This is a genomic window from Micromonospora sp. DT81.3 (assembly GCF_049847225.1).
Taxonomy (GTDB): domain Bacteria; phylum Actinomycetota; class Actinomycetes; order Actinomycetales; family Microbacteriaceae; genus Microbacterium.
This window is the reverse complement of sequence record NZ_JBNCNY010000004.1, coordinates 392754-412686: the sequence shown is the minus strand read 5'-3', so window position 1 is coordinate 412686 and position 19933 is coordinate 392754. Positions and strand designations below refer to the sequence as shown.

General features: G+C 70.7%; 20 protein-coding genes. 11 read left to right on the top strand and 9 right to left on the bottom strand.

The genetic code is table 11. The features are described from left to right. The 8 genes from ACPW96_RS12200 to map form a co-directional block, all read right to left on the bottom strand. Complete coding sequence (locus tag ACPW96_RS12200; RefSeq protein ID WP_425820403.1) at positions 1-1404, bottom strand: MFS transporter; 1404 nt, start codon at positions 1402-1404, stop codon at positions 1-3. Positions 1405-1511: 107 nt separating this feature from the next. Continuing rightward, the gene (locus tag ACPW96_RS12195) at positions 1512-2729 is read right to left on the bottom strand and encodes a uroporphyrinogen-III synthase (protein ID WP_425883362.1); all 1218 of its coding nucleotides are present in this window, start codon (positions 2727-2729) and stop codon (positions 1512-1514) included. Next, positions 2726-3973 carry a uroporphyrinogen-III C-methyltransferase gene (gene cobA / locus ACPW96_RS12190; protein ID WP_425883360.1) on the bottom strand — a complete coding sequence of 416 codons (1248 nt, stop codon included), beginning with the start codon at positions 3971-3973 and terminating at the stop codon, positions 2726-2728. Before cobA ends, ACPW96_RS12195 begins: the two co-directional genes overlap by 4 nt. Continuing rightward, complete coding sequence (gene nirD / locus ACPW96_RS12185; RefSeq protein WP_425820405.1) at positions 3970-4350, bottom strand: nitrite reductase small subunit NirD; 381 nt, start codon at positions 4348-4350, stop codon at positions 3970-3972. Before nirD ends, cobA begins: the two co-directional genes overlap by 4 nt. Further along, positions 4347-7136, bottom strand: coding sequence for a nitrite reductase large subunit NirB (gene nirB / locus ACPW96_RS12180; RefSeq protein WP_425883358.1), 2790 nt, complete (start codon positions 7134-7136; stop codon positions 4347-4349). Before nirB ends, nirD begins: the two co-directional genes overlap by 4 nt. Before the next feature lie 152 nt (positions 7137-7288). Next, positions 7289-8131 carry an ABC transporter permease gene (locus ACPW96_RS12175; protein WP_425883357.1) on the bottom strand — a complete coding sequence of 281 codons (843 nt, stop codon included), beginning with the start codon at positions 8129-8131 and terminating at the stop codon, positions 7289-7291. After that, positions 8128-9009 carry an ABC transporter ATP-binding protein gene (locus tag ACPW96_RS12170; RefSeq protein ID WP_425820407.1) on the bottom strand — a complete coding sequence of 294 codons (882 nt, stop codon included), beginning with the start codon at positions 9007-9009 and terminating at the stop codon, positions 8128-8130. Before ACPW96_RS12170 ends, ACPW96_RS12175 begins: the two co-directional genes overlap by 4 nt. A 1-nt stretch (position 9010) precedes the next feature. Beyond that, complete coding sequence (gene map / locus ACPW96_RS12165) at positions 9011-9793, bottom strand: type I methionyl aminopeptidase (RefSeq protein ID WP_425883356.1); 783 nt, start codon at positions 9791-9793, stop codon at positions 9011-9013. Positions 9794-9923: 130 nt separating this feature from the next. Here map and ACPW96_RS12160 point away from each other — a divergent pair, with 130 nt between their 5' ends. The 9 genes from ACPW96_RS12160 (at position 9924) to ACPW96_RS12120 (ending at position 17056) form a co-directional block, all read left to right on the top strand. Further along, positions 9924-10421, top strand: a complete 498-nt coding sequence (locus tag ACPW96_RS12160) for an MFS transporter permease (protein WP_425820409.1) — start codon at positions 9924-9926, stop codon at positions 10419-10421. Positions 10422-10644: 223 nt separating this feature from the next. Further along, complete coding sequence (gene rplS, locus ACPW96_RS12155) at positions 10645-10992, top strand: 50S ribosomal protein L19 (protein ID WP_425820410.1); 348 nt, start codon at positions 10645-10647, stop codon at positions 10990-10992. 124 nt (positions 10993-11116) lie between these two features. Next, positions 11117-11884 carry a signal peptidase I gene (gene lepB, locus ACPW96_RS12150; RefSeq protein ID WP_425820411.1) on the top strand — a complete coding sequence of 256 codons (768 nt, stop codon included), beginning with the start codon at positions 11117-11119 and terminating at the stop codon, positions 11882-11884. Then, positions 11881-12537, top strand: coding sequence for a ribonuclease HII (locus ACPW96_RS12145; RefSeq protein ID WP_425820412.1), 657 nt, complete (start codon positions 11881-11883; stop codon positions 12535-12537). The genes lepB and ACPW96_RS12145 overlap by 4 nt, the downstream gene beginning before the upstream one ends. A 45-nt stretch (positions 12538-12582) precedes the next feature. Continuing rightward, on the top strand, positions 12583-12906 hold the full coding sequence (locus tag ACPW96_RS12140; RefSeq protein WP_325484147.1) for a DUF2469 family protein: 324 nt from the start codon (positions 12583-12585) through the stop codon (positions 12904-12906). Positions 12907-13007: 101 nt separating this feature from the next. Continuing rightward, positions 13008-13370, top strand: coding sequence for a YraN family protein (locus ACPW96_RS12135; protein WP_425820413.1), 363 nt, complete (start codon positions 13008-13010; stop codon positions 13368-13370). Continuing rightward, positions 13367-14896: a YifB family Mg chelatase-like AAA ATPase gene (locus ACPW96_RS12130; protein ID WP_425883353.1), complete on the top strand. Its 1530-nt coding sequence runs from the start codon at positions 13367-13369 to the stop codon at positions 14894-14896. The genes ACPW96_RS12135 and ACPW96_RS12130 overlap by 4 nt, the downstream gene beginning before the upstream one ends. Then, positions 14893-16116: a DNA-processing protein DprA gene (dprA, locus tag ACPW96_RS12125; RefSeq protein WP_425883351.1), complete on the top strand. Its 1224-nt coding sequence runs from the start codon at positions 14893-14895 to the stop codon at positions 16114-16116. The genes ACPW96_RS12130 and dprA overlap by 4 nt, the downstream gene beginning before the upstream one ends. Positions 16117-16141: 25 nt before the next feature. Next, entirely contained in the window at positions 16142-17056 is a 915-nt protein-coding gene (locus ACPW96_RS12120; protein ID WP_425820416.1) for a tyrosine recombinase XerC, read from the top strand. Positions 17057-17071: 15 nt separating this feature from the next. Here the strand turns inward: ACPW96_RS12120 and ACPW96_RS12115 are convergent, their stop codons facing one another. Beyond that, positions 17072-17647, bottom strand: coding sequence for a murein hydrolase activator EnvC family protein (locus tag ACPW96_RS12115; RefSeq protein WP_425820417.1), 576 nt, complete (start codon positions 17645-17647; stop codon positions 17072-17074). A 327-nt stretch (positions 17648-17974) separates the two neighbouring features. Here ACPW96_RS12115 and rpsB point away from each other — a divergent pair, with 327 nt between their 5' ends. After that, positions 17975-18973 (top strand): 30S ribosomal protein S2, encoded by a 999-nt coding sequence (gene rpsB / locus ACPW96_RS12110; RefSeq protein WP_425883350.1) that lies wholly within the window; start codon positions 17975-17977, stop codon positions 18971-18973. 97 nt (positions 18974-19070) lie between these two features. Then, positions 19071-19898: a translation elongation factor Ts gene (gene tsf, locus ACPW96_RS12105; RefSeq protein ID WP_425883348.1), complete on the top strand. Its 828-nt coding sequence runs from the start codon at positions 19071-19073 to the stop codon at positions 19896-19898. Positions 19899-19933: the final 35 nt, after the last annotated feature.

Genomic DNA, 19933 nt, shown 5'->3' with positions numbered 1-19933 from the left:
TCAGATCCGAGGTCCTCCGGTGCGGGCGGCGCGACCGTAGGCGAGCCAGGTGATCAGCATCAGTGCGGCGTACGAGCCGACGAAGACGAGGAAGGCGCTGGCGTATGTACCGGATGACTGACGAGACAGGTTGAGCGCCTGCGGGATCAGGAAGCCGCCGTACGCGCCGATGGCCGAGATGAGCCCCAGGGCGGCCGCGGCCTTGCGCTTGGACGAGACATCGCCCCCCGTCAGCGCGTCGCCCCCGCCCCGCAGCGCGAAGACGATAGGGATCATGCGATACGTGGATCCGTTGCCGGCCCCTGCTGCCGCGAAGATCACGAGGAAGCATCCCAGGAACAGCCAGAACTGTCCCGTCGGCAGGGTCGCGGTCACGAGCAGCGTCATCGCCGCCATCACGGCGAACGCGGCCATCGTGACCCGGGCGCCGCCGAAGCGGTCGGCGAGCCGCCCGCCGAAGGGCCGCGCGAGCGAGCCGACGAGGGCCCCGAGAAAGGCGAGGGAGACCGATGCGCCACCGACCGCGATGCCCGAGAACGCCGGGAACTGATCGGCGATGAGCTTGGGGAAGACGCTCGCGAAGCCGATGAACGATCCGAATGTGCCGATGTACAGGAGCGAGAGCAGCCAGAGGTGCGGCTCGCGCAGCGCGGCCGCGGACCCGGCGAAGTCGGCCTTCGCCGACGACAGGTTGTCCATGTACCGCCAGGCGCCGAACATGGCGAGGAGGATGAGCGGCACCCAGATCCAGCCCGCCAGCGGCAGGTTCAGCGTGGCGGCCGCGCCGATGGTGACCACGATCGGAACGACGAACTGGGCGACGGCGGCACCCAGATTGCCGCCGGCGGCATTCAGGCCCAGCGCCCAGCCCTTCTCGCGCTGCGGGTAGAAGAAGGTGATGTTCGACATGGAGCTGGCGAAGTTGCCGCCGCCGAATCCGGCGAGGGCGGCCACGGCCAGCAGCACGGGGAAGGGCGTCTCCGGGTTGCCGACGCAGATCGCCATCGCGACGGCGGGCAGGAGCAGCAGGCCGGCCGAGATGATGGTCCAGTTCCTGCCGCCGACCAACGGGACGAGGAACGAGTACGGGATGCGGAGGGTGGCACCGACGAGGCTCGGGATGGAGATGAGCCAGAAGATCTGGCTGCTGTCCAGAGCGAACCCGGCGGTCGGCAGCAGGACCGCGACGATGCTCCAGAGCTGCCAGATGACGAAGCCGAGGAACTCGGCGAAGATCGACCACTTCAGATTCCGCGAGGCGATGGCGCGTCCGGCGCCTTCCCACTGTGCGTGGTCCTCCGGATCCCATTCGTCGATCCATCGACCGGAGCGGTGAACGAGCGGGCGCGCGGGCGCGGCGACCGTCGTCTCGGTGTCAAGCGCGGTGTCGAGGGTGTCTGTCATCGTGATCTCCCTGAAGCGGGTCGCAACGGATGTGGTGTTGTCAGCGACGCTATGGGCGGGGGATTTCTCGGGCGGATGTCTGTTGTGAACTCTGGGTCTCGAAGTTCTCACCCGGCCGGGACGGGTGTTGTGAGAACCGGGTCCGGTTCCGTGACGTTCAGGCGGTACCCCCGCTTGACCACCGTCTTGATGAGCTCTGGGGCATCGAGCGCTTCGCGCACCCGGGCGATGGCGACCTCGACGGCGTGGGGGTTGGCCACCGAGCGGGGCAGCGCCTCGAGCAGCTCGTGCCGCGAGATGGTGCGTCCGCCGGCGTCGGCGAGCACCGAGAGCACGTCCAACCCGGTGCGGGCGAGCGGGATGAACCGCCCTCCGAGCACGGCTCCGCCGCTGCGCAGCTCGAGGCGGCCGACCGCGGTCTCGATGCCCCGCGCATGACCGCCGCCGAAGTGGGTGACGACCGCGCGCACCAGCGAGCCGAGGCGGCCCCGATCCGGAACCAGCGGGCGGAAGCCGGCGCGCTGCAGGGGGCCGGCGGTGATCGGTCCGACGGCCGCCATCAGCAGGCGTCCGGAATCGGCGTGCTCGACGATGCGGGGGAGCGCCTGCAGGATGTCGGCGGCGGCGAGCCACTCCTGGGCGCCGGGTGCGGACGTGAACAGGATCGCGTCGAACTCCCCGCACGCGGCCGCCGTCACCGAGCGGCGGACGACCCCCGGGTCCGGCGGCGGCCCCCAGCGGTAGACGGTGAGGCTCACGACGTCGGCCCCCGCGGCCTCGAACGCCTCGTCCAATCCGTCCGCGCCCGAGCCGTGGTGCTGCACCGCGATGCGCCTGCCTCGCACTCCCTCGGCGAGCAGGAACTCCTCGAGTTCCGCCGCGGTCTCCGACTCGGCCACCCAGTCGGCCGAGAGGCCGGCCTGCTGGATGGCGCCGCGCGCCTTGGGCCCTCGGGCGACGATCTGCGCGCTCCGCAGCGCCACGAGCAGCGGTTCGAGCAGCCCCGCCTCGTCGGCGGCCTCGATCCAGCCGCGGAAGCCGACGCCCGTCGTCACCACGACGATGTGCGGCGGCTGCGAAATGAGGCGCTCCGTTCGGGCGATGAGCTCCTCATCGTCGATGTGCGGCACGATCGTGAGCGCGGGCGCGAGTCGCACCGATGCACCGTGCCGCTCGAGGGCGGCCGTGAGCTCCCCGGATCGGCGATCGACGGGGAGGAGGATTGTGCAGCCGGCCAGTGCGGCGGACAGCGGCTGGGCCGTCTGCGGCTGCGCCGTGGGCGGCGCTGTCAACGGCGGAGGTGCCACGGGTGGATCGGTGCTCACGTGCGCGCATCACCCACTCGCGTGTCGGGGCTGCGGCTCGCCTCGCCGAGGAGGAGATCGGCCGCCGATACGTGCCCGAAGACCATGACGGCGGGATTGCGGACGCCGGCGGTCGCCGCGGCATCCGCGATCTCGCCGAGCGGTGCACGCGTCGTGCGCTGGCGGTCGCTGTGCCCGTCCTCGACGATCGCGGCGGGCAGGTCGGCCGGCGCTCCCGCCGCCAGAGCGGATGCGGCGAACCCGGCGAGCGCGCTGACCCCCATCAGCACGACCGTCGTCGTGCCGGGATCCCGGAGGGAGGCGAGCGTGGCCTCGGTCGGAGTGTCCTGGCCGTTCACGACGTGCAGCGCCGCCGCCGTCCCCCGGTGGGTGACGGGAATGCCGGCGGCCTGCGGCACCGCCACCACGCTCGAGATGCCGGGTACGACATCGACCGGGATGCCGGCGGCCAGGCACGCGTGCACCTCTTCGCCGCCGCGGCCGTACACGAAGGGGTCGCCGCCCTTCAGCCGGACGACACGACGGCCCGCGAGCGCTCGGTCCACGAGGATGCGGTTGATCTCGTCCTGCGGCACCGGATGGTGCCCGGGGCGCTTGCCCACATCGACGATCTCGACATCGGCATCGAGCTCGCTCAGCACCGCCGTCGGCCCCAGGCGATCGGTGACGACCACATCGGCTTCGGCGAGCAGCCGCCGGCCTCGGACGGTGATCAGGTCGATGGGACCGGGTCCGCCGCCGACGAGGTGCACCTGCCCCACGGACGTCGGGCGCCGCCGGCGAAGCGGCAGCCTGCCCTCGCGAAGCAGGTCGGCGATCGCGTCCCGCAGCACACGGGTGCGCCCCGGGTCGACGCCCTCGGCGGAGACGACCCCGACGATGCTGTCGCCCGAACGGGTCTCCGCCGCGAGCCGCGCGGTGCCGTGGGTGCCGTCTCCCGCGTTGACGCACAGGATGCGCCGCCGTTCGCACGCCGCCGCCACATCGTCATCGACTCGCTGGTCGCCTGTCGCGGTGTGCACCAGCCACGCGTCGTCGAGGTCGTCCGTCCGGAACCCGCGGGCATGCCACTCCAGCCCGGCATCCTCCACGAGGCGTCGGGTGGCGGTCGAGAGCTCCGGCGCGACGACGAGCACGTCGGCGGCGTCGGCGAGGAACCGGCGGATCCGCCGGGCGGCGACATCCCCGCCGCCCACCGCGACCACGCGCCTGCCGGCCAGGGAGATGCCCATCAGAGTCGTCATCGTTCGCTCCACTTCACGAGGATCGTGTCTCCGTCGATCGCGACGGGCCACACGCGCAGGCTCTTCGGCTCCTTGCCCTGCGCGTCGAGACACGCACCGGTTCGCAGGTCGAACACCTGCTTGTACATCGGCGACGCCACCGTGGGGGCATCCTGCCTGCTGCCGACGATCCCGCGGGACAGCACGGAGGCCCCGCTGTACGGGTCGAGGTTCTGCACGGCGTGCACCCGTCCGTCGTGCAGCAGGAAGAGGGCGATCTGCTCGCCGCGCAGAAGTGCGGCGCGACCGCGCTCGATTTCCAGATCGGCGACACGGCACACCGGCACCCACACCGGAGCATCCGCGGTCCTGGCCGGCGGCCGCTCGACGAGGGTCACCGGCGCACCTCCAGAGTCGTGCCGGCGATGAGCACGCCGCCGCCGGCGCGCTCGTCGTCGGTGGCCGGCCGCGGCTGATCCCGCTCCAGCGTGTAGGCGAGCGAGGGGTCGGGTGTCTCGGGCGCGTTGACGAACGAGGCGAAGCGGCGCAGCTTGTCGGGGTCGGCGAGGGTCGCGGCCCACTCGTCCTCGTAGTGCTCGATGTGGGCGGCCATGGCGGCGTCCAGGTCGGCGCAGATGCCGAGGGTGTCATCGAAGATCACGCCGCGGAGCGCATCGATCCCGCCCTCCATCTCCTCGAACCACGGGGCGGTGCGCTGAAGGCGGTCCGCGGTGCGCACGTAGTACATCAGGAAGCGGTCGATCGCCTGCAGGAGGGCGGCGTCATCCAGTCCCTCCGCGAACAGCACCGCGTGCCGAGGGGTGAAGCCGCCGTTCCCCCCGATGTACATGTTCCAGCCGGCCTCCGTCGCGATCACGCCGACGTCCTTGCCTCGTGCCTCGGCGCACTCGCGCGCGCAGCCGGAGACGCCGAGCTTGATCTTGTGCGGCGACCGCAGGCCGCGGTAGCGCAGCTCCAGCTGCACGGCCATGCCGACGGAGTCCTGTACTCCGTAGCGGCACCAGGTCGATCCGACGCACGACTTGACCGTGCGCAGCGACTTCCCGTACGCGTGACCCGACTCGAAGCCGGCGTCCACCAGGCGACCCCAGATCTCGGGGAGCTGCTCGAGGCGGGCGCCGAACATGTCGATGCGCTGGCCGCCGGTGATCTTCGTATAGAGCCCGAAGTCCTTGGCGACCTGTCCGATCGCGAGCAGGCCCTCCGGCGTGATCTCACCGCCCGCGATGCGAGGGACCACCGAGTAAGAGCCGTCCTTCTGGATGTTCGCCATCACGTGGTCGTTGGTGTCCTGCAGCGTGGCGTTCTCGCCGTCGAGCACGTGGCCGGCGCCGAGGGAGGAGAGGATGCTGGCGAGCACGGGCTTGCAGATATCGCACCCGCGGCCGGTGCCGAAGCGGTCGATGATGCCGCTGAAGGTGCGGAGGCCGGAGACCCGCACGGCGTCGAAGAGCTGCGCGCGCGAGAAGGAGAAGTGCTCGCAGAGCGCGGTGCTGAGCTCCGCGCCGGAGCGCGCCAGCTCGGTGCCCACGAGCTTCTTGACCAGCGGCAGGCACGAACCGCACGCCGCGCCGGCGCGGGTGCAGGCCTTGACCCCCGCGACATCGGTGCAGCCATCGTCGGTCACGGCGCACCGGATGGCGCCGGCGGTGACGCTGTTGCACGAGCAGACCAGCGCCTCGTCCGGCAGGTCGCCACCCGCCGGCAGTTCGATGTCGCCCGGGAGGAGGTAGGCGGCGGGGTCCCCGCCCAGAGCGCCCCCGACGAGCGGCCGCAGCATCCCGTACGCGCCCGCGTCGCCGACCAGGATGCCGCCGAGCAGGGTCTTCGCATCGTCCGAGAGCACGAGCTTCTTGTAGACGCCGGCGACGGGGTCGGCGTAGACGACGTCAAGCGCACCCGGGGTTGCGGCGAACGCGTCGCCGAAGCTCGCGACATCCACGCCGTTCAGCTTTAGCTTGGTCGACAGGTCGTAGCCCGGGAAAGTGGCGTCGCCGCCGAGCAGCCGCGTGGCCGCCACCTCCGCCATCGCGTAGCCCGGAGCGACGAGCCCGACGCACTGCCCTTCGAAGCTGGCGACCTCGCCGATCGCCAGGATGCGGGGATCGGATGTCGTGCACGAAGGGTCGATGACGACCCCGCCGCGCGGGTGCACCTCGAGTTCGGCCTTCCGGGCCAGCTCGTCGCGGGGCCGCACGCCCACGGTGAAGACGACGACATCGGCACCCTCGTACGATCCGTCGCGGAACTCGAGCCCGACGACGGAGCCCGATCGATCGGCGTCCAGGCGCGTGGTGACGGCCTCGGTCTTGACCTTGATGCCCCGCGACTCGATGAGGCGCCGCAGCGACGAGGCTCCTCGTTCGTCCAGCTGCGCGGACATGAGCCGAGCCGACGATTGCACGACGGTGCACTCGACTCCGAGTTCCTGCAGGGCGCCGGCGGCTTCGAGTCCCAGCAGACCTCCGCCGATGACCATGCCGTTGAGCGAGCGCCCGAGCTCGGTCGACCGGCGCTCGACGAACGCGCTCAGCGCCTGCACGTCATCGAGGGTTCGGTAGACGAAGCAGCCGTCGTGATCGAATCCGTCCACCGCGAGACGCGCGGCGTACGAGCCCGTGGCCAGCACCAGTCGGTCATAGCCCACCGAGAGGCCGCTCGCCGTGGTGACGCGACGCGCGGAGCGGTCGATGCGGGCGACAGCGTCGCCGCGCACGAAGCGGACGCGGGGGTCGGTGTCGAGGAACGAGGCGTCGAGCGTCAGCTGGTCGGGGGTGGCTCCGCCGAAGAACGAGGTGAGCGCGACGCGATCGTAGGGGTGGCGGGGCTCTTCGCCGATGACGGTGACCTTCCAGCCCTGCCCGGCGCCGCCCTCATCGGCGCCGGCTTCGCCCGCGCCCTCCTCGCCGGCCCCTCCTCCGTCAGCGCGGCTGAGCAGGCTCTCCACGAACCGGTGCGCGACCATGCCCGCACCGACGACGACGACGGAGCGCTCCACGGCGACGGAGCGCTCCACGGCGACGGAGTGTTCATGGCGGGGATCTTGGCCCTGCTGCTCGACCATGTCTGCACGGTAGCCGTCGTGTGTTGCATCGCCGTGTGCGGCATGTTTCCGGGGATCGACGGCGGCGGGCACGTTCTCGTTGCGCTTCGATCGGGGCATGTGCACTCCTCGGGGTCGCGGACCGCAACGCGCACCTGCCGCGTTCCGTCCGTGTCCCCGACGCTACGAAGGACGTGTTTCAGCCCGCGAGCGGCCCGCGTTTCGCCGATCGAACGTTTTCCGCACACGCCGCGAGAGCGGGTTGTGAGAAGTCAGCGATCCTTCGGGTTCCACCGGAACGTCAGCGCGCACACGATGAGCCCTGCCACCAGCCAGATCCCGCAGACCACGGCGATCCACTCCAGCCCCCAGGTGCCGTTCGGCTCGGCCGACTCGAAGCTCTCGGGCAGGAAGACCGCACGCATCCCGGCAGCCGTCCAGCGCAGCGGGAAGAGGCTGGCGACATCCTGCAGCCAGGTCGGGAGGATGTCGAAGGAGATGTAGACGCCCGAGATGAACTGCAGCACGAGCGCCATCGGCACGATCACGGACTGCGCCGACTTGCCCGAGCGCGGAATGCCGCTGACCGCGATGCCGAGGACCGCCGAACAGGAGACTCCGAGCACGAAGACCCACGCGAAGGTCCCCCACGCCTGCGCGGTGTTCGGCAGCGCGACATCCCAGACGGCCCACGCGACCACGATGAGCAGCGCGGCCTGCAGCGATGCCGTCACCGCCACCTGACCCATCTTGCCCATGAAGTAGCTGCCGATCGGCATGGGGGAGCCGGCGTACCGCTTCAGGGTGCCATCGGAGCGCTCCATCGCGATGTCCACCCCGAGATTCTGCAGTCCCGACAGCAGGATGCCCGCCGCCAGCATCCCGGGAAGGTAGTACGCCGCCGCGCTGATCGTGTCACCCGGCGGTCCGAACTCCTGGCTGCTGAACGCGGTCGAGAAGATCGCGAGCATCAGGACGGGGAAGAGGAAGGTGAAGAAGAGGGTGTCGGGCTGGCGGAAGTACGCGCGCACCTCGTAGCCGACGCGCAGCGCGCCGAGCCGCGCCGAGCGGCCACGGGGGAGCGGCGTGATCCACTCCGTGGTCCGCGCGTTCATGCGACGCTCTCTGGGACGGTCACGTCGTCGCCCGCCGACTCGGCGGCCCCGATCATTCCGAGGTAGACATCCTCGAGGTTGGGGCGCACGACCTCCAGGCGGGCCACCTCTCCCAGATCACGGTAGAGGCGCGCGGCGACGGCCGCCGGCTCGGTCGTGCGCTCCTGGTGCATGCGTCCGTCCTGCCACCAGCGCACGACCGGCATGCGCGCCTCGATCCCGCCGAGCCGGTCGATCGGCGCGATGTCGAGAAGCTCGCCGCCGGCGATCACACCGGCACGATCGGCGAGCTGAGCGGCCTCGTCCAGGTAGTGGGTGGTGAGGAGGATCGTCGTGCCCTCGCCCTTCAGCGAGTGGATCAGCTCCCAGAACTGACGGCGCGCGGCGGGGTCGAACCCGGTGGTGGGCTCGTCGAGGAACAGAAGCGCGGGGCGTCCGATGATGCCGATCGCGACGTCGACCCGCCGGCGCTGTCCGCCGGACAGCTTGCGGATCAGGGTCTTGCGCTGCTCTTCGAGCCCCACGGCGGCGATGACCTCGTCGACCTCGCGGGGATGGGGGTACATCGCCGCGAAGTGGGCGAGCTGCTCGCGCACGGTCACCGGGCCGCTCTCGCCCGTCGACTGCAGCACGATGCCCATGCGCGCCTTCCAGTCCAGGCCGCCCTTGCGAGGGTCCACTCCGAGAACGCGCACGGTTCCGCCGGATCGGTCGCGGTAGCCCTCGAGGATCTCGATCGTCGTCGACTTGCCCGCACCGTTCGGCCCGAGCAGGGCGAACGTCTCACCGGAGCGGATGTCGAAGGACACGCCCTTCACCGCCGTCTTGTGTCCGTAGCTTTTGACCAGTCCCTCGACCTCGACCGCGGACGACGTCATATCAGGCGACGCCGAGGTCGGAGCGGTCGGTGAGGATGATCGGCCCGTCTTCGGTGACGGCGATCGTGTGCTCGGAGTGCGCACCCCGCGAGCGATCGACGCTCCGCAGGGTCCAGCCATCGGGGTCGGTCACCAGTTCGTCGGTCGTCTGCAGGAACCAGGGTTCCAGCGCCATCACGAGACCGGCCCGCAGCGGATAGCCGCGCCCGGGTCGCCCGTCGTTCGGGATGTGCGGGTCGCCGTGCATGATGCGTCCCACTCCGTGTCCGCCGAAGTCGGTGTTGATCGAGTAGCCCTCGGCGCGCGCCACGGCCGCGATGGCCGCCGAGATGTCGCCGATCCTGTTGCCGACCGTGGCCGCCGCGATCGCGGCATCCAGTGCCCGCTCCGTCGTGTCGATGATCCGCAGGTCCTCGGCCCGCGGCGTGCCGACGACGAACGACACCGCCGAGTCGGCCACCCATCCATCGATCGCCACAGCGAAATCGAGCGACACCAGGTCGCCGTCACGCAGCGCGTAGTCGTGGGGGAGCCCGTGCAGCACGGCATCGTTCACCGAGGTGCAGATCACCTTGCCGAACGGGCTCGCGCCGAACGAGGGGTGGTAGTCGATGTAGCACGACTGCGCGCCAGCCTCGCGGATGAGCTGATGCGCGTGCTCGTCGATCGCGAGCAGGTTCGTGCCGACCTTCGTCTCGGCGCGGAGGGCGGCGAGGGTCTCGGCGACGAAGCGCCCGGCGGGGCGCATGGCCTCGATCTCGGCGGGCGTTCGCAATTCGATCATCGGGATTCCTCTCGCATCCCCCCATTCTGTCGGATGCATCGGCGCGCGGGCGGTGCGCATGCGGTGCGGAGTCGCTGTGAGCCTGCGGTGACACCGCCGACCGGGCGGTGCTCGGGCGTACCATCGGGGCATGTGGTTGCGGCGCGCGTTCTACGGCTGGCTGCTTCCGGCCGCTTTCCTTCTGCCGTTGTGGCTCCTGATCGGCTGGGGCGTCTTCCGGGCGGGCGGATGGGCGTTCGTCTGGGTGATCTTCCTGGCAATCCCCTCGGTGTTCATCGGCCAGCTCGCCCTGGGGCTGCTCGTGAAGGCCCGCGGTACCGTGAGGGCGCAGCGAGCCGTCTCGTGGTGGGATGTGGCCGGATTCAGCATCTGGCATGCGCTCACCATCGCGTGCGGCTTCTTCGACCCCGCCTGGTTCTGGCCGGCGTTCGTCGGCGCCGTCGTCGTGGGCGTCGGGCTCTTCTGGCTCGTGCTCTGGGAACTCCTCGGAGAGACGAGGGCCAGCACGGTCATCCTCCGGACCACCGGTCCGGACCAGACCGCATACATCCCGCCGCCGACCCCGCCCCGCCGCCCGGAGGTCGAGCACGACGTCATCGTCATCTCCGAACGGCCGCCGAACCCCTAGGTCGCCGCTGATCCTGGGCCGCCGCCCGCCCGCGGGGTTTTGGCCACCCGCCGCATCCGTGGCAGAATGGATCTTCGTGCCGTGACGGCGCTGGGCCTCCGGCCCGGAGCCGTGCATCGCGTTCTGCCTCAGGGGAGCCGAGGATCGTCAGATCCCACCGCACATCACAATCCTTCACTTCATACCCGCGGTCGACCTGTGGCGGCCGCAGAGAGAAAAGATCATGCAGATCCTCGACGCTGTCGATGCGGCATCGCTCCGCTCCGACATTCCCGACTTCGGCCCCGGTGACACCGTCAAGGTGCACGTCAACATCACCGAGGGCACGCGCTCGCGTATCCAGGTCTTCCAGGGTCACGTCATCGGCCGCTCCGGCGACGGCGTGCGCGAGACCTTCACGGTCCGCAAGATCAGCTTCCAGGTGGGCGTCGAGCGCACCTTCCCGGTGCACAGCCCGGTGATCGACCACATCGAGGTCGTCACCCGCGGCGACGTGCGTCGCGCGAAGCTGTACTACCTGCGCAACCTCCGCGGCAAGAAGGCCAAGATCAAGGAGAAGCGCGACTACTGACGCGCATCAGACCTCTCGAGACACCCCGTGGCGGAAGCCGCGGGGTGTCTTGTTGGGGGCGGGAGTGTGCGACCCTTGAGGTGCGGCTCCCGACGTTCGACGAGCCTCGAGTGAGGGATCCCTTTTGACCACCGAGCACAAGAGCACCGAAGGGGCGTCCGGGCCCGTTCCGCTCCCCGAGACGGGCAGGTCGCGCAGGCGCGGCTGGCTGATCTTCCTACGGGATGTCGTCGTCATCATCCTGGTGGCGGTGCTGGTCTCCTTCCTCATCAAGACATTCGTCGTCCGCTCGTTCTACATCCCCTCCGGGTCGATGGAGGACACGCTGCTCATCAAGGACCGCATCCTCGTGGATGAGATCACCCCGCGATTCGGCGACTACGAACGAGGCGACGTCGTCGTCTTCCGCGATCCGGGCGGCTGGCTTCCGCCGTCGACCGAGCCGCCGCGTCATCCGATCATCGAGGGCGCCGACTGGCTGCTCTCGCTCGTCGGTCTCTCCGCCCCGGATTCGGACGACCACCTCATCAAGCGGATCATCGGCCTGCCCGGCGACCACGTCGTCTGCTGCAACCCGATCGGTCAGATCACCGTCAACGGTGTGCCCGTCGACGAGTCCGACTACCTCAAGCTCTCGCCGGGATCGGTGGACGCATCCGCGGATCCCTTCGACGTCGTCGTGCCGGACGCCTCGCTGTGGGTGCTCGGCGACAACCGGGATCGATCGAAGGATTCGCGGTACAACCAGGAGGAGCCCGGCAAGGGCTTCGTGCCCGTCGCCAACGTCGTCGGGCGGGCGTTCGTCATCACGTGGCCGCTGAACCGATTCGGCACCATCAACACGCATCACGAAGTGTTCGCGGGCGTGCCAGAGCCGACTCCCGCACCATGACCCCCGTCGCACCCCGGCTCACCCTCGAGCGGCGTCTGCTGCGCGAGCGGCCGATCGTCATCGCGTGCGACGAGGTGGGACGCGGAGCCCTCGCCGGCCCCGTCGCCGTCGGCGCAGCGGTGATGGACGAACGCGGCGCCCGCAGACGCATCCCGGAGGGTCTTCGCGATTCCAAACTCGTTCCGGAGCCGAAGCGGGCGGAGGTCGCGGCACGCGCGAGCGCGTGGGTGCAGGGGAGCGCCATCGGCTGGGCCAGCGCCGCCGAGGTCGACGAGGTCGGCATCATGCGGGCCCTGGGCCTCGCCGCGATCCGCGCCCTTGCCGATCTGAGCGCCCATGGCTTCCACACCGCCGAGGCGATCGTCATCCTCGACGGGAATTACGACTACATCACCGCCGCCGGCGCACGCGGACTGACCGTGCGGCCGGTGATCAAGGCCGACCGCGACTGCGCGAGCGCCGCCGCGGCATCCGTTCTCGCGAAGGTGGCGCGCGACGCGCTCATGATCGACCTGCACGACGACCTTCCCGCCTACAACTGGGTCAGCAACAAGGGGTACGCGAGTCCCGATCACCGCGAGGCGATCCGCACGCATGGGATCAGCCCGCACCACCGGGCATCGTGGGCGCTGCTGCCGGAGACGCTGTTCTGAGCTCCGATCGTTCGCCATCCCGACCGGCTCTAGGATGGGAACACCATGGATGACGAAGTCTTCGAGGACTACGACCGCGAGCTCGAGCTGGCTCTGTACCGCGAGTACCGCGACGTGGTGTCGCAGTTCCAGTACGTGATCGAGACCGAGCGCCGGTTCTATCTCGCCAATGAGGTCAACGTCGTCCGCCGCGACACCGAGCACGACTTCTACTTCGAGCTCACGATGAACGACGTGTGGGTCTGGGACATCTACCGCGCCGACAGATTCGTCAAGTCGGTGCGCGTGCTGACCTTCAAGGACGTCAACGTCGAAGAGCTGCAGCGCCGCGATTTCGAGCTTCCGCAGGAGCTGTCGCTCGACGAGTAGCACCGCCGGGGCTTCCTCCACACCCCCCGTTCCTTCCCAGCGTTTCGAGCGTCGGGTTCTTCGCCGTCGTTTGTGGATGAGGGGCGGGCAGTCTGCCCTTCATGGCAGACAAGGACGTCCTCGGACGCGCGGGTGAAGACAGGGCGGCTCGCTATCTGGCGGATGCCGGCTACCGGCTGATCGAGCGCAACTGGCGCTCCGCGCAGGGCGAGCTCGACATCATCGCCGTGCGCGGTGTCGAGGTCGTGGTCGTCGAGGTCAAGACGCGCCGCGGCGACGGCTTCGGGCATCCCCTCGAGGCGGTCGACGCGCGCAAGCGCGCCCGGCTCTGGAAGCTCGCGATGGCATGGGCCGGTGCGCATCCCGAGTGGAGCCGGGGGAGGGTCGTGCGGGTCGACGCGATCGCGCTGACGGGGCCGGATCCCGACACGGCCGACCTCGAGCACGTCGAGGACGTGCGATGACGGTCGCTCGCACGTGGGCCGTGGCGCTGACCGGTCTCGAGGGCGCGTTGGTGGAGGTCGAGGCCGACCTGTCCAAGCAGACGCCCGAGTTCCACCTCATAGGGCTCCCCGACAAGGCGCTGGGTGAGGCGGTGCAGCGCGTGCACAACGCGTGCGCGAACAGCGACCTTCCCCTGCCGCGACGCCGGCTCACCGTGAACCTGTCACCGGCCAGCCTGCCCAAGCAGGGCTCCGGTTTCGATGTCGCGATAGCGATCGCATCCCTGGCCACCGAAGGGGCGATGGATGTCGCCTCCGTGGAGCGGACGGTGCACATCGGGGAACTCGGGCTCGACGGGCGGCTGCGTCCCGTGCCCGGCGTCCTGCCGGCCGTGCACGCCGCCGCGCGGGCGGGATTCCGCAGGGCGGTCGTCCCGCACGCGAATCTCGCGGAGGCCGAACTCGTGGATGGGATGACGGTGCTCGGTGCGGCATGCCTCGCGGACGTCGCGCGGTGGCACGGAGCGGATGTCGAGTCACCTCTGATCGATCCGGTCGCGGGACCCCGTGTGGACACCTTCCACCCCGAGCCACCCGACCTCGTCGATGTCGTGGGCCAGCGCGAGGCCGTGGAGGCGCTCATCGCGGCGGCCGCCGGCGGTCACCACCTGCTGATGACGGGACCGCCCGGTGCCGGAAAGACGATGCTCGCCAGCCGGCTGCCGGGCATCCTGCCCGCCCTCGGCGACGACGCGGCCCTCGAGGTCGCCTCGATCCGCTCCCTCTCGGGAGATCCGGTCGCCGGGCTCTCTCGACGCCCGCCCTTCGAGGCGCCGCATCACAGCGCCAGCGTCGCGGCACTCGTCGGCGGCGGGTCGCGGATGGTGCGCCCCGGCGCGATCGCCCGGGCGAGCCACGGTGTCCTCTTCCTCGACGAGGCCGCGGAGTTCGCCACGAATGCGCTCGACGCTCTTCGGCAGCCGCTCGAGTCCGGATCGATAACGATCCATCGCGCGGGGGTGACGGCCGCCTTTCCGGCTCGCTTCCAACTCGTCCTGGCCACCAACCCCTGCCCGTGCGGCAACTACGGCGTCCGCGGAGCGGCGTGCGTGTGTCCCCCTCATTCCATCCGCCGCTACCTCGGTCGCCTCTCGGGCCCCCTGCTCGACCGCATCGACATAGAGCTGGGACTGACCAGGGTGGCGGTGGCGCATCACGCGGAACTGGCGCGCGACGCCGTCACCACGGGCGCCGCGAGGGGGCGTGTCGCGGAGGCGCGAGCGCGGGCGAGCCATCGACTGCATGACACGCCGTGGCGGCTGAACGCCCACGTGTCGGGGCCGTGGCTCCGGCAGGGGCCGCTGAGCCTTCCGCCGGCCGTGCGTCGGCCCCTTGACTCGGCCCTTCACCGCGGCGCGCTGACGCTGCGGGGCTATGACCGCGTTCTGCGAATCGCGTGGACCCTCGCGGACATGGCCGGCCGCACCACCCCCACGACGCACGACATCGGTCGTGCGCTGTTCATGAAGAAGGGCGTCACCCCATGACGATGGATCTGCCGAGCACCCGCGAGATGGTCGAGCGGCTGCGGCCTCTCCGTGGCGGTGAGCCGCTGACCGGTGCCGAAGCGGAGCGGCTGTTCTCGATCGTCGTGTGGAGCGTCCTGGTCGAGCCGGGGGACGGGGTCGCGGGGCGGCTCATCGCAGGCATGGGACCGCACGAGGCCCTTCGCCCCCTCCTGAATGGCGCACTCGAAGCGGCGGTGGTCGGCCGAGCCGACATCACACCCGCCGAAGCGGCCGCGGGCGTGGCCCGCTGGATGCCGCGGCTGGAGGCTCCGGCTGTTCGTGCCGCCATCGACCTCGCAGGGCGGGCGCGGGTGAGACTGCTCGTCCCGGGCGATCAGGAATGGCCCGTCGTGGTCGACGACCTGGGCGACCACGCGCCGCTCTGCCTGTGGGTGCGCGGAGATCCGCAGGCTCTGACCGCCGCGCAGGCATCGGTCGCGCTGGTCGGGGCGCGCGCGGCGACCGGCTACGGGGAACATGTCGCGATGGAGTTCGGAGCCGAACTCGCCGGCCGGGGAGTGACGGTCGTCTCCGGTGCCGCCTACGGCATCGACGGGATGGCGCATCGCGCCGCCCTGGCCGCCGGAGGCCAGACCCTCGCCCTCCTCGCCGGCGGCGTGGACCGGGCCTACCCCGCCGGGCATGCCAACCTGCTGGAGCGCATCGCCGCCGCCGGAGCCGTCGTCAGCGAGGTCCCCTGTGGGGGCGCGCCCACCAAGTGGCGGTTTCTCACCCGCAACCGGCTGATCGCGGCGCTCGGCCAGGCGACCGTGGTCGTCGAGGCCGGATGGCGGAGCGGGTCGCTCAACACGGCCGGACACGCGGCGGCGCTGGGACGACCGCTCGGCGCCGTGCCGGGACCGGTCACCTCTGCGGCCTCGGCCGGATGCCACCGCCTTCTGCGCGAGTTCGACGCGCGATGCGTCACGACGGTCGACGAGGTGATGGAGCTTCTGGGCGGAGGGTGGGCAGGCGGCGAAGGGATGCCGGGAGGACGCGCCACGCTCGGAGGGCGCAGCGCCGAGGAGACCCGCGTGCTCGATGCGCTCACGTCCCGCGCCGGGCGCCAGACCCCGGATGTCGCACGCCGCTGCGGTCTGGCCATCGCCGACGTCGAGGGGGTGCTCGGTCTGCTGGCGATGGATGGCGCGGTCGCCCAGGATGAAAGGGGATGGCGCCGGGTGTCCTCCGCGGTGTGAGCTCCGCCGCCGTCATGCTGGTGTCATGGAGCTCGATGCGGCGGCCGACGCCTTCGCGCTGCACCTCGAACGGGTGCGGAGGCTCTCGCCGGCGACCGTGCGCGCCTATCGTGCCGACCTGCGGGACCTCGCCGCCACCGCCGGACTCGTGCCGCTGGAGCAGATCGACCTCGAGCTGCTGCGCGAATGGCTGTGGAACGCGACGAAGCGCGGTGACGCCCGCTCCACTCTCGCTCGCCGCACCGCGGCCGCACGCTCGTTCTTTGCATGGTGCCTCGACGAGGGGCTCGTGGCCACCGATCCAAGCCTGCGCCTCGTCGCGCCGAAGCGCGGGAGGACCCTGCCGGCTGTGGCGACCGCAGACGCTCTCCGCGAATTGCTGGACGGCTACCAGGTCCGGGCGGAGGCGGGGGATCCGCTCGTCCTGCGCGACCACGCTCTGCTCGAGGTGCTGTACGGCGCCGGCATCCGGGTCTCGGAGCTCTGCGGTCTCGACATCGACGACCTCGACCTCGATCGGGCGACGGCGCGCGTGCTCGGCAAGGGCTCGAAGGAGCGGGTCGTGCCCTTCGGCACTCCCGCCCGCAGGGCGCTCGGGGCCTACCTCACCAGAGGACGCCCGGTCCTTCGTTCACGGATCGACTCGGCGAGACCGACCGCAGGTGCCGCCGTCTTCCTCGGTGCCCGTGGCGGGCGCATCGCCCCGCGGTCCGTGTACGACCTCGTCTCGCGTGCGCTCGGCCCGCTCGTCGGCTCCAGCGCGGTGGGCCCGCACGCCCTGCGCCACTCCGCCGCGACACACCTGCTCGACGGGGGAGCGGATCTCCGGACGGTGCAGGAGCTGCTCGGCCACGCGAGCCTGGGCACGACCCAGATCTACACGCACGTGTCGTCGGAGCGTCTGGCCGCTACCTACCGGTTGGCGCACCCCCGCGCGTGAGCACCGCGGAACACGTCAGTGGAGTGGTTCGCAGCAGGGCACGAGCACCGCGCGGGGCACGCCACCCAAGAGCAGCATCGGGTTGATGTAGCGACCGTCGAGTCGCACGCCGAAGTGCACGGTGCCGGCCGCCGCATGACCGCCGAGCGAGAGGCTGCCGACGACCTCTGCGGGCGACACCGCGGCTCCCGCCTCGAGCCGGCCGTCGACGGGCTCGAGCGTGGTGACCAGTCCATCGCCGTGGTCGATCGTCAGGAGACGCCGGCCGGCGACCTGCCCGGAGAACGCGATGGTCCCCGCCGCCGGTGCCCGGACATGCAGGGTCTCCCGCGGCTCGAGGTCGATCCCGCGATGCCCCGGCGCGTAGTCGTGTGCGGGTGCGACGAAGCGCTCCACAACCCGGAACGACCCCTCGACCGGCCAGACCCAGGCCGTGCCGCTCGCCACACGGAACCCCGCCCCTGTGCTCCACACCGGCTCCGCACCCGAGACCGCCGCCGCGGCCGCGGTGGTCCCCGGCGCGGGCGGCCCCATCCCCAGGAGCACCGCCGCGACAGCGAGCCCGGCGAGGCTCCGTACGATGCGCGGCATCCGCTCATCGTGCGGGGCGTCGCCGTGCGGCCGCAGCGCTTGCCTCAACCTGTGGACGGGTACGCGTGGCAGGCGACCTGTGCAGGAGCCTGCTCGGAACGTGCCGCCTGGTACACTGGATGTCGCACCCCGCTCGTCGGGGTGACTACGCGTGCCCACAGCGCAGGTCCCCAGGTTCATCTCAGGGAAGCGCGGCATCACACCCTATGGTCTCTCCCGCGTGAGCGGGCGTGCGGGTGCGAGCCGGGTACCAGGCTCGCCGGCCGAACGGTCCGGCGGAAACAAACCGAAAGCGGCGCGCACGCGCGCCAGAACAGGAGAACGGCCATGGCCGTCGTCACGATTCGCCAGCTGCTCGACAGCGGCGTCCACTTCGGACACCAGACCCGCCGGTGGAACCCGAAGGTCAAGCGCTTCATCCTCACCGAGCGCAGCGGCATTCACATCATCGACCTGCAGCAGTCGCTGTCGTACATCGACAAGGCGTACGAGTTCGTCAAGGAGACCGTCGCCCACGGCGGCACCGTCCTCTTCGTCGGCACCAAGAAGCAGGCGCAGGAAGTCCTCGCCGAGCAGGCGACGCGCGTCGGCCAGCCCTACGTCAACCAGCGCTGGCTCGGTGGCCTCCTCACCAACTTCCAGACGGTCTCCAAGCGCCTCGCGCGCATGAAGGAGCTCGAGGAGCTCGACTACGAGAACCCGTCCGAGAGCGGCTTCACCAAGAAGGAGCTCCTGCTCAAGAAGCGCGAGCTCGACAAGCTGCACAAGTCGCTGGGCGGCATCCGCAACCTCACCAAGACGCCTTCGGCGCTCTGGATCGTCGACGCCAAGCGCGAGCACCTGGCCGTCAGCGAGGCGCAGAAGCTCGGCATCCCCGTGATCGGCATCCTCGACACGAACGCCGACCCGGACGAGTTCCAGTACCCGATCCCCGGCAACGACGACGCGATCCGCTCGGTGGGGCTGCTCACGCGCATCATCGCCGACGCCGCCGCCGAGGGCCTCATCCAGCGCCACCAGCCGACCGATGAGTCGGCTGGCGCCGAGCCCCTCGCCGACTGGGAGCGCGAGCTGCTCGAGCAGCCGACCGTGGAGGGTGCGCAGGACGTCTCCCTGGCAGCCGCCGCGACCGACGCGGATGCCGCCGGCGCCGAGGCGCACGACGCGTCCATCGCCGCCGCCGCGGGCCTGTCCGCCGAGGATGTCGCCGCCGTCGAGGCCGCCGCGGCCACGGGTGACGCCGACGCGACCGCGGATGCCGAAGAGGCCGCCGTGGCCGATGTCGTTCCGACGGACGCCGCCGGCGCGTCCGAGTCCGACCGCTGATCCAGCGGACAGCCCCGTAATCTCCGCCGCGGCGGGCCGCACGACCGGCCCGCCGCGGCATCCACGAGAACTCACCACCAGCAAGGAGCCGCCACACATGGCAAACTTCACGATCGCCGACATCAAGGCCCTGCGCGAGCAGCTCGGCACCGGCATGGTCGACACCAAGAAGGCTCTCGAAGAGGCCGACGGCGACGTCGAGAAGGCCGTCGAGATCCTGCGCCTGAAGGGCGCGAAGGGCAACGCCAAGCGCGCCGACCGTTCCACGAGCGAGGGCCTGGTCGTCGCGCGTGAGCAGGACGGCAAGGTCACCCTGGTCGAGCTCGCCTGCGAGACCGACTTCGTCGCGAAGAACGACCGCTTCATCGCGCTGGCCGACAAGATCGCGGATGCCGCGGCCGCCGTCTCCGCCGACTCGGCCGAGGCCGCCCTCGCCGCCCCTGCCGGCGCCGGCACCGTCGAGACGCTGATCTCCGACGAGGCCGCCATCATCGGCGAGAAGGTCGAGCTGCGCCGCGTCCGCACGCTGACCGGCGACGCGTTCGAGATCTACCTGCACAAGACGAGCAAGGACCTGCCCCCGCAGATCGGCGTGGTCGTCGCCTACTCCGGGACCGACGCCGAGACGGCGCGAAGCATCGCGCAGCACATCTCGTTCGCCAACCCCACCTACCTCTCCCGCGAGGACGTCCCCGCGGCCGAGGTCGAGAAGGAGCGAGACATCGTCACCGAGATCTCGCGCAACGAGGGCAAGCCCGAGGCCGCCCTGCCGAAGATCGTCGAGGGCCGCGTGAACGCCTTCTTCAAGCAGGTCGCCCTGCTCGACCAGGACTACGCGAAGGACAACAAGCTCTCCGTCGCCCAGGTCGCGAAGAATGCCGGGATCACGATCACGGACTTCGCGCGCTTCAAGGTCGGCGCGTAACACCCTGCAAGGACCCGCATCGCATTCCGCGATGC

Bases quoted from the DNA above. Each gene is read 5' to 3' on its own strand.
- ACPW96_RS12140 (WP_325484147.1), top strand. From the start codon at position 12,583: ATGGATGACGAAGTCTTCGAGGACTACGACCGCGAGCTCGAGCTGGCT.
- dprA (WP_425883351.1), top strand. From the start codon at position 14,893: ATGACGATGGATCTGCCGAGCACCCGCGAGATGGTCGAGCGGCTGCGG.
- ACPW96_RS12135 (WP_425820413.1), top strand. From the start codon at position 13,008: ATGGCAGACAAGGACGTCCTCGGACGCGCGGGTGAAGACAGGGCGGCT.
- ACPW96_RS12115 (WP_425820417.1), bottom strand. From the start codon at position 17,647: ATGCCGCGCATCGTACGGAGCCTCGCCGGGCTCGCTGTCGCGGCGGTG.
- map (WP_425883356.1), bottom strand. From the start codon at position 9,793: ATGATCGAATTGCGAACGCCCGCCGAGATCGAGGCCATGCGCCCCGCC.
- ACPW96_RS12170 (WP_425820407.1), bottom strand. From the start codon at position 9,009: ATGACGTCGTCCGCGGTCGAGGTCGAGGGACTGGTCAAAAGCTACGGA.
- tsf (WP_425883348.1), top strand. From the start codon at position 19,071: ATGGCAAACTTCACGATCGCCGACATCAAGGCCCTGCGCGAGCAGCTC.
- rpsB (WP_425883350.1), top strand. From the start codon at position 17,975: ATGGCCGTCGTCACGATTCGCCAGCTGCTCGACAGCGGCGTCCACTTC.
- ACPW96_RS12120 (WP_425820416.1), top strand. From the start codon at position 16,142: ATGGAGCTCGATGCGGCGGCCGACGCCTTCGCGCTGCACCTCGAACGG.
- ACPW96_RS12200 (WP_425820403.1), bottom strand. From the start codon at position 1,404: ATGACAGACACCCTCGACACCGCGCTTGACACCGAGACGACGGTCGCC.
- ACPW96_RS12145 (WP_425820412.1), top strand. From the start codon at position 11,881: ATGACCCCCGTCGCACCCCGGCTCACCCTCGAGCGGCGTCTGCTGCGC.
- ACPW96_RS12160 (WP_425820409.1), top strand. From the start codon at position 9,924: ATGTGGTTGCGGCGCGCGTTCTACGGCTGGCTGCTTCCGGCCGCTTTC.
- ACPW96_RS12130 (WP_425883353.1), top strand. From the start codon at position 13,367: ATGACGGTCGCTCGCACGTGGGCCGTGGCGCTGACCGGTCTCGAGGGC.
- ACPW96_RS12175 (WP_425883357.1), bottom strand. From the start codon at position 8,131: ATGAACGCGCGGACCACGGAGTGGATCACGCCGCTCCCCCGTGGCCGC.
- rplS (WP_425820410.1), top strand. From the start codon at position 10,645: ATGCAGATCCTCGACGCTGTCGATGCGGCATCGCTCCGCTCCGACATT.
- cobA (WP_425883360.1), bottom strand. From the start codon at position 3,973: ATGACGACTCTGATGGGCATCTCCCTGGCCGGCAGGCGCGTGGTCGCG.
- nirB (WP_425883358.1), bottom strand. From the start codon at position 7,136: ATGCCCCGATCGAAGCGCAACGAGAACGTGCCCGCCGCCGTCGATCCC.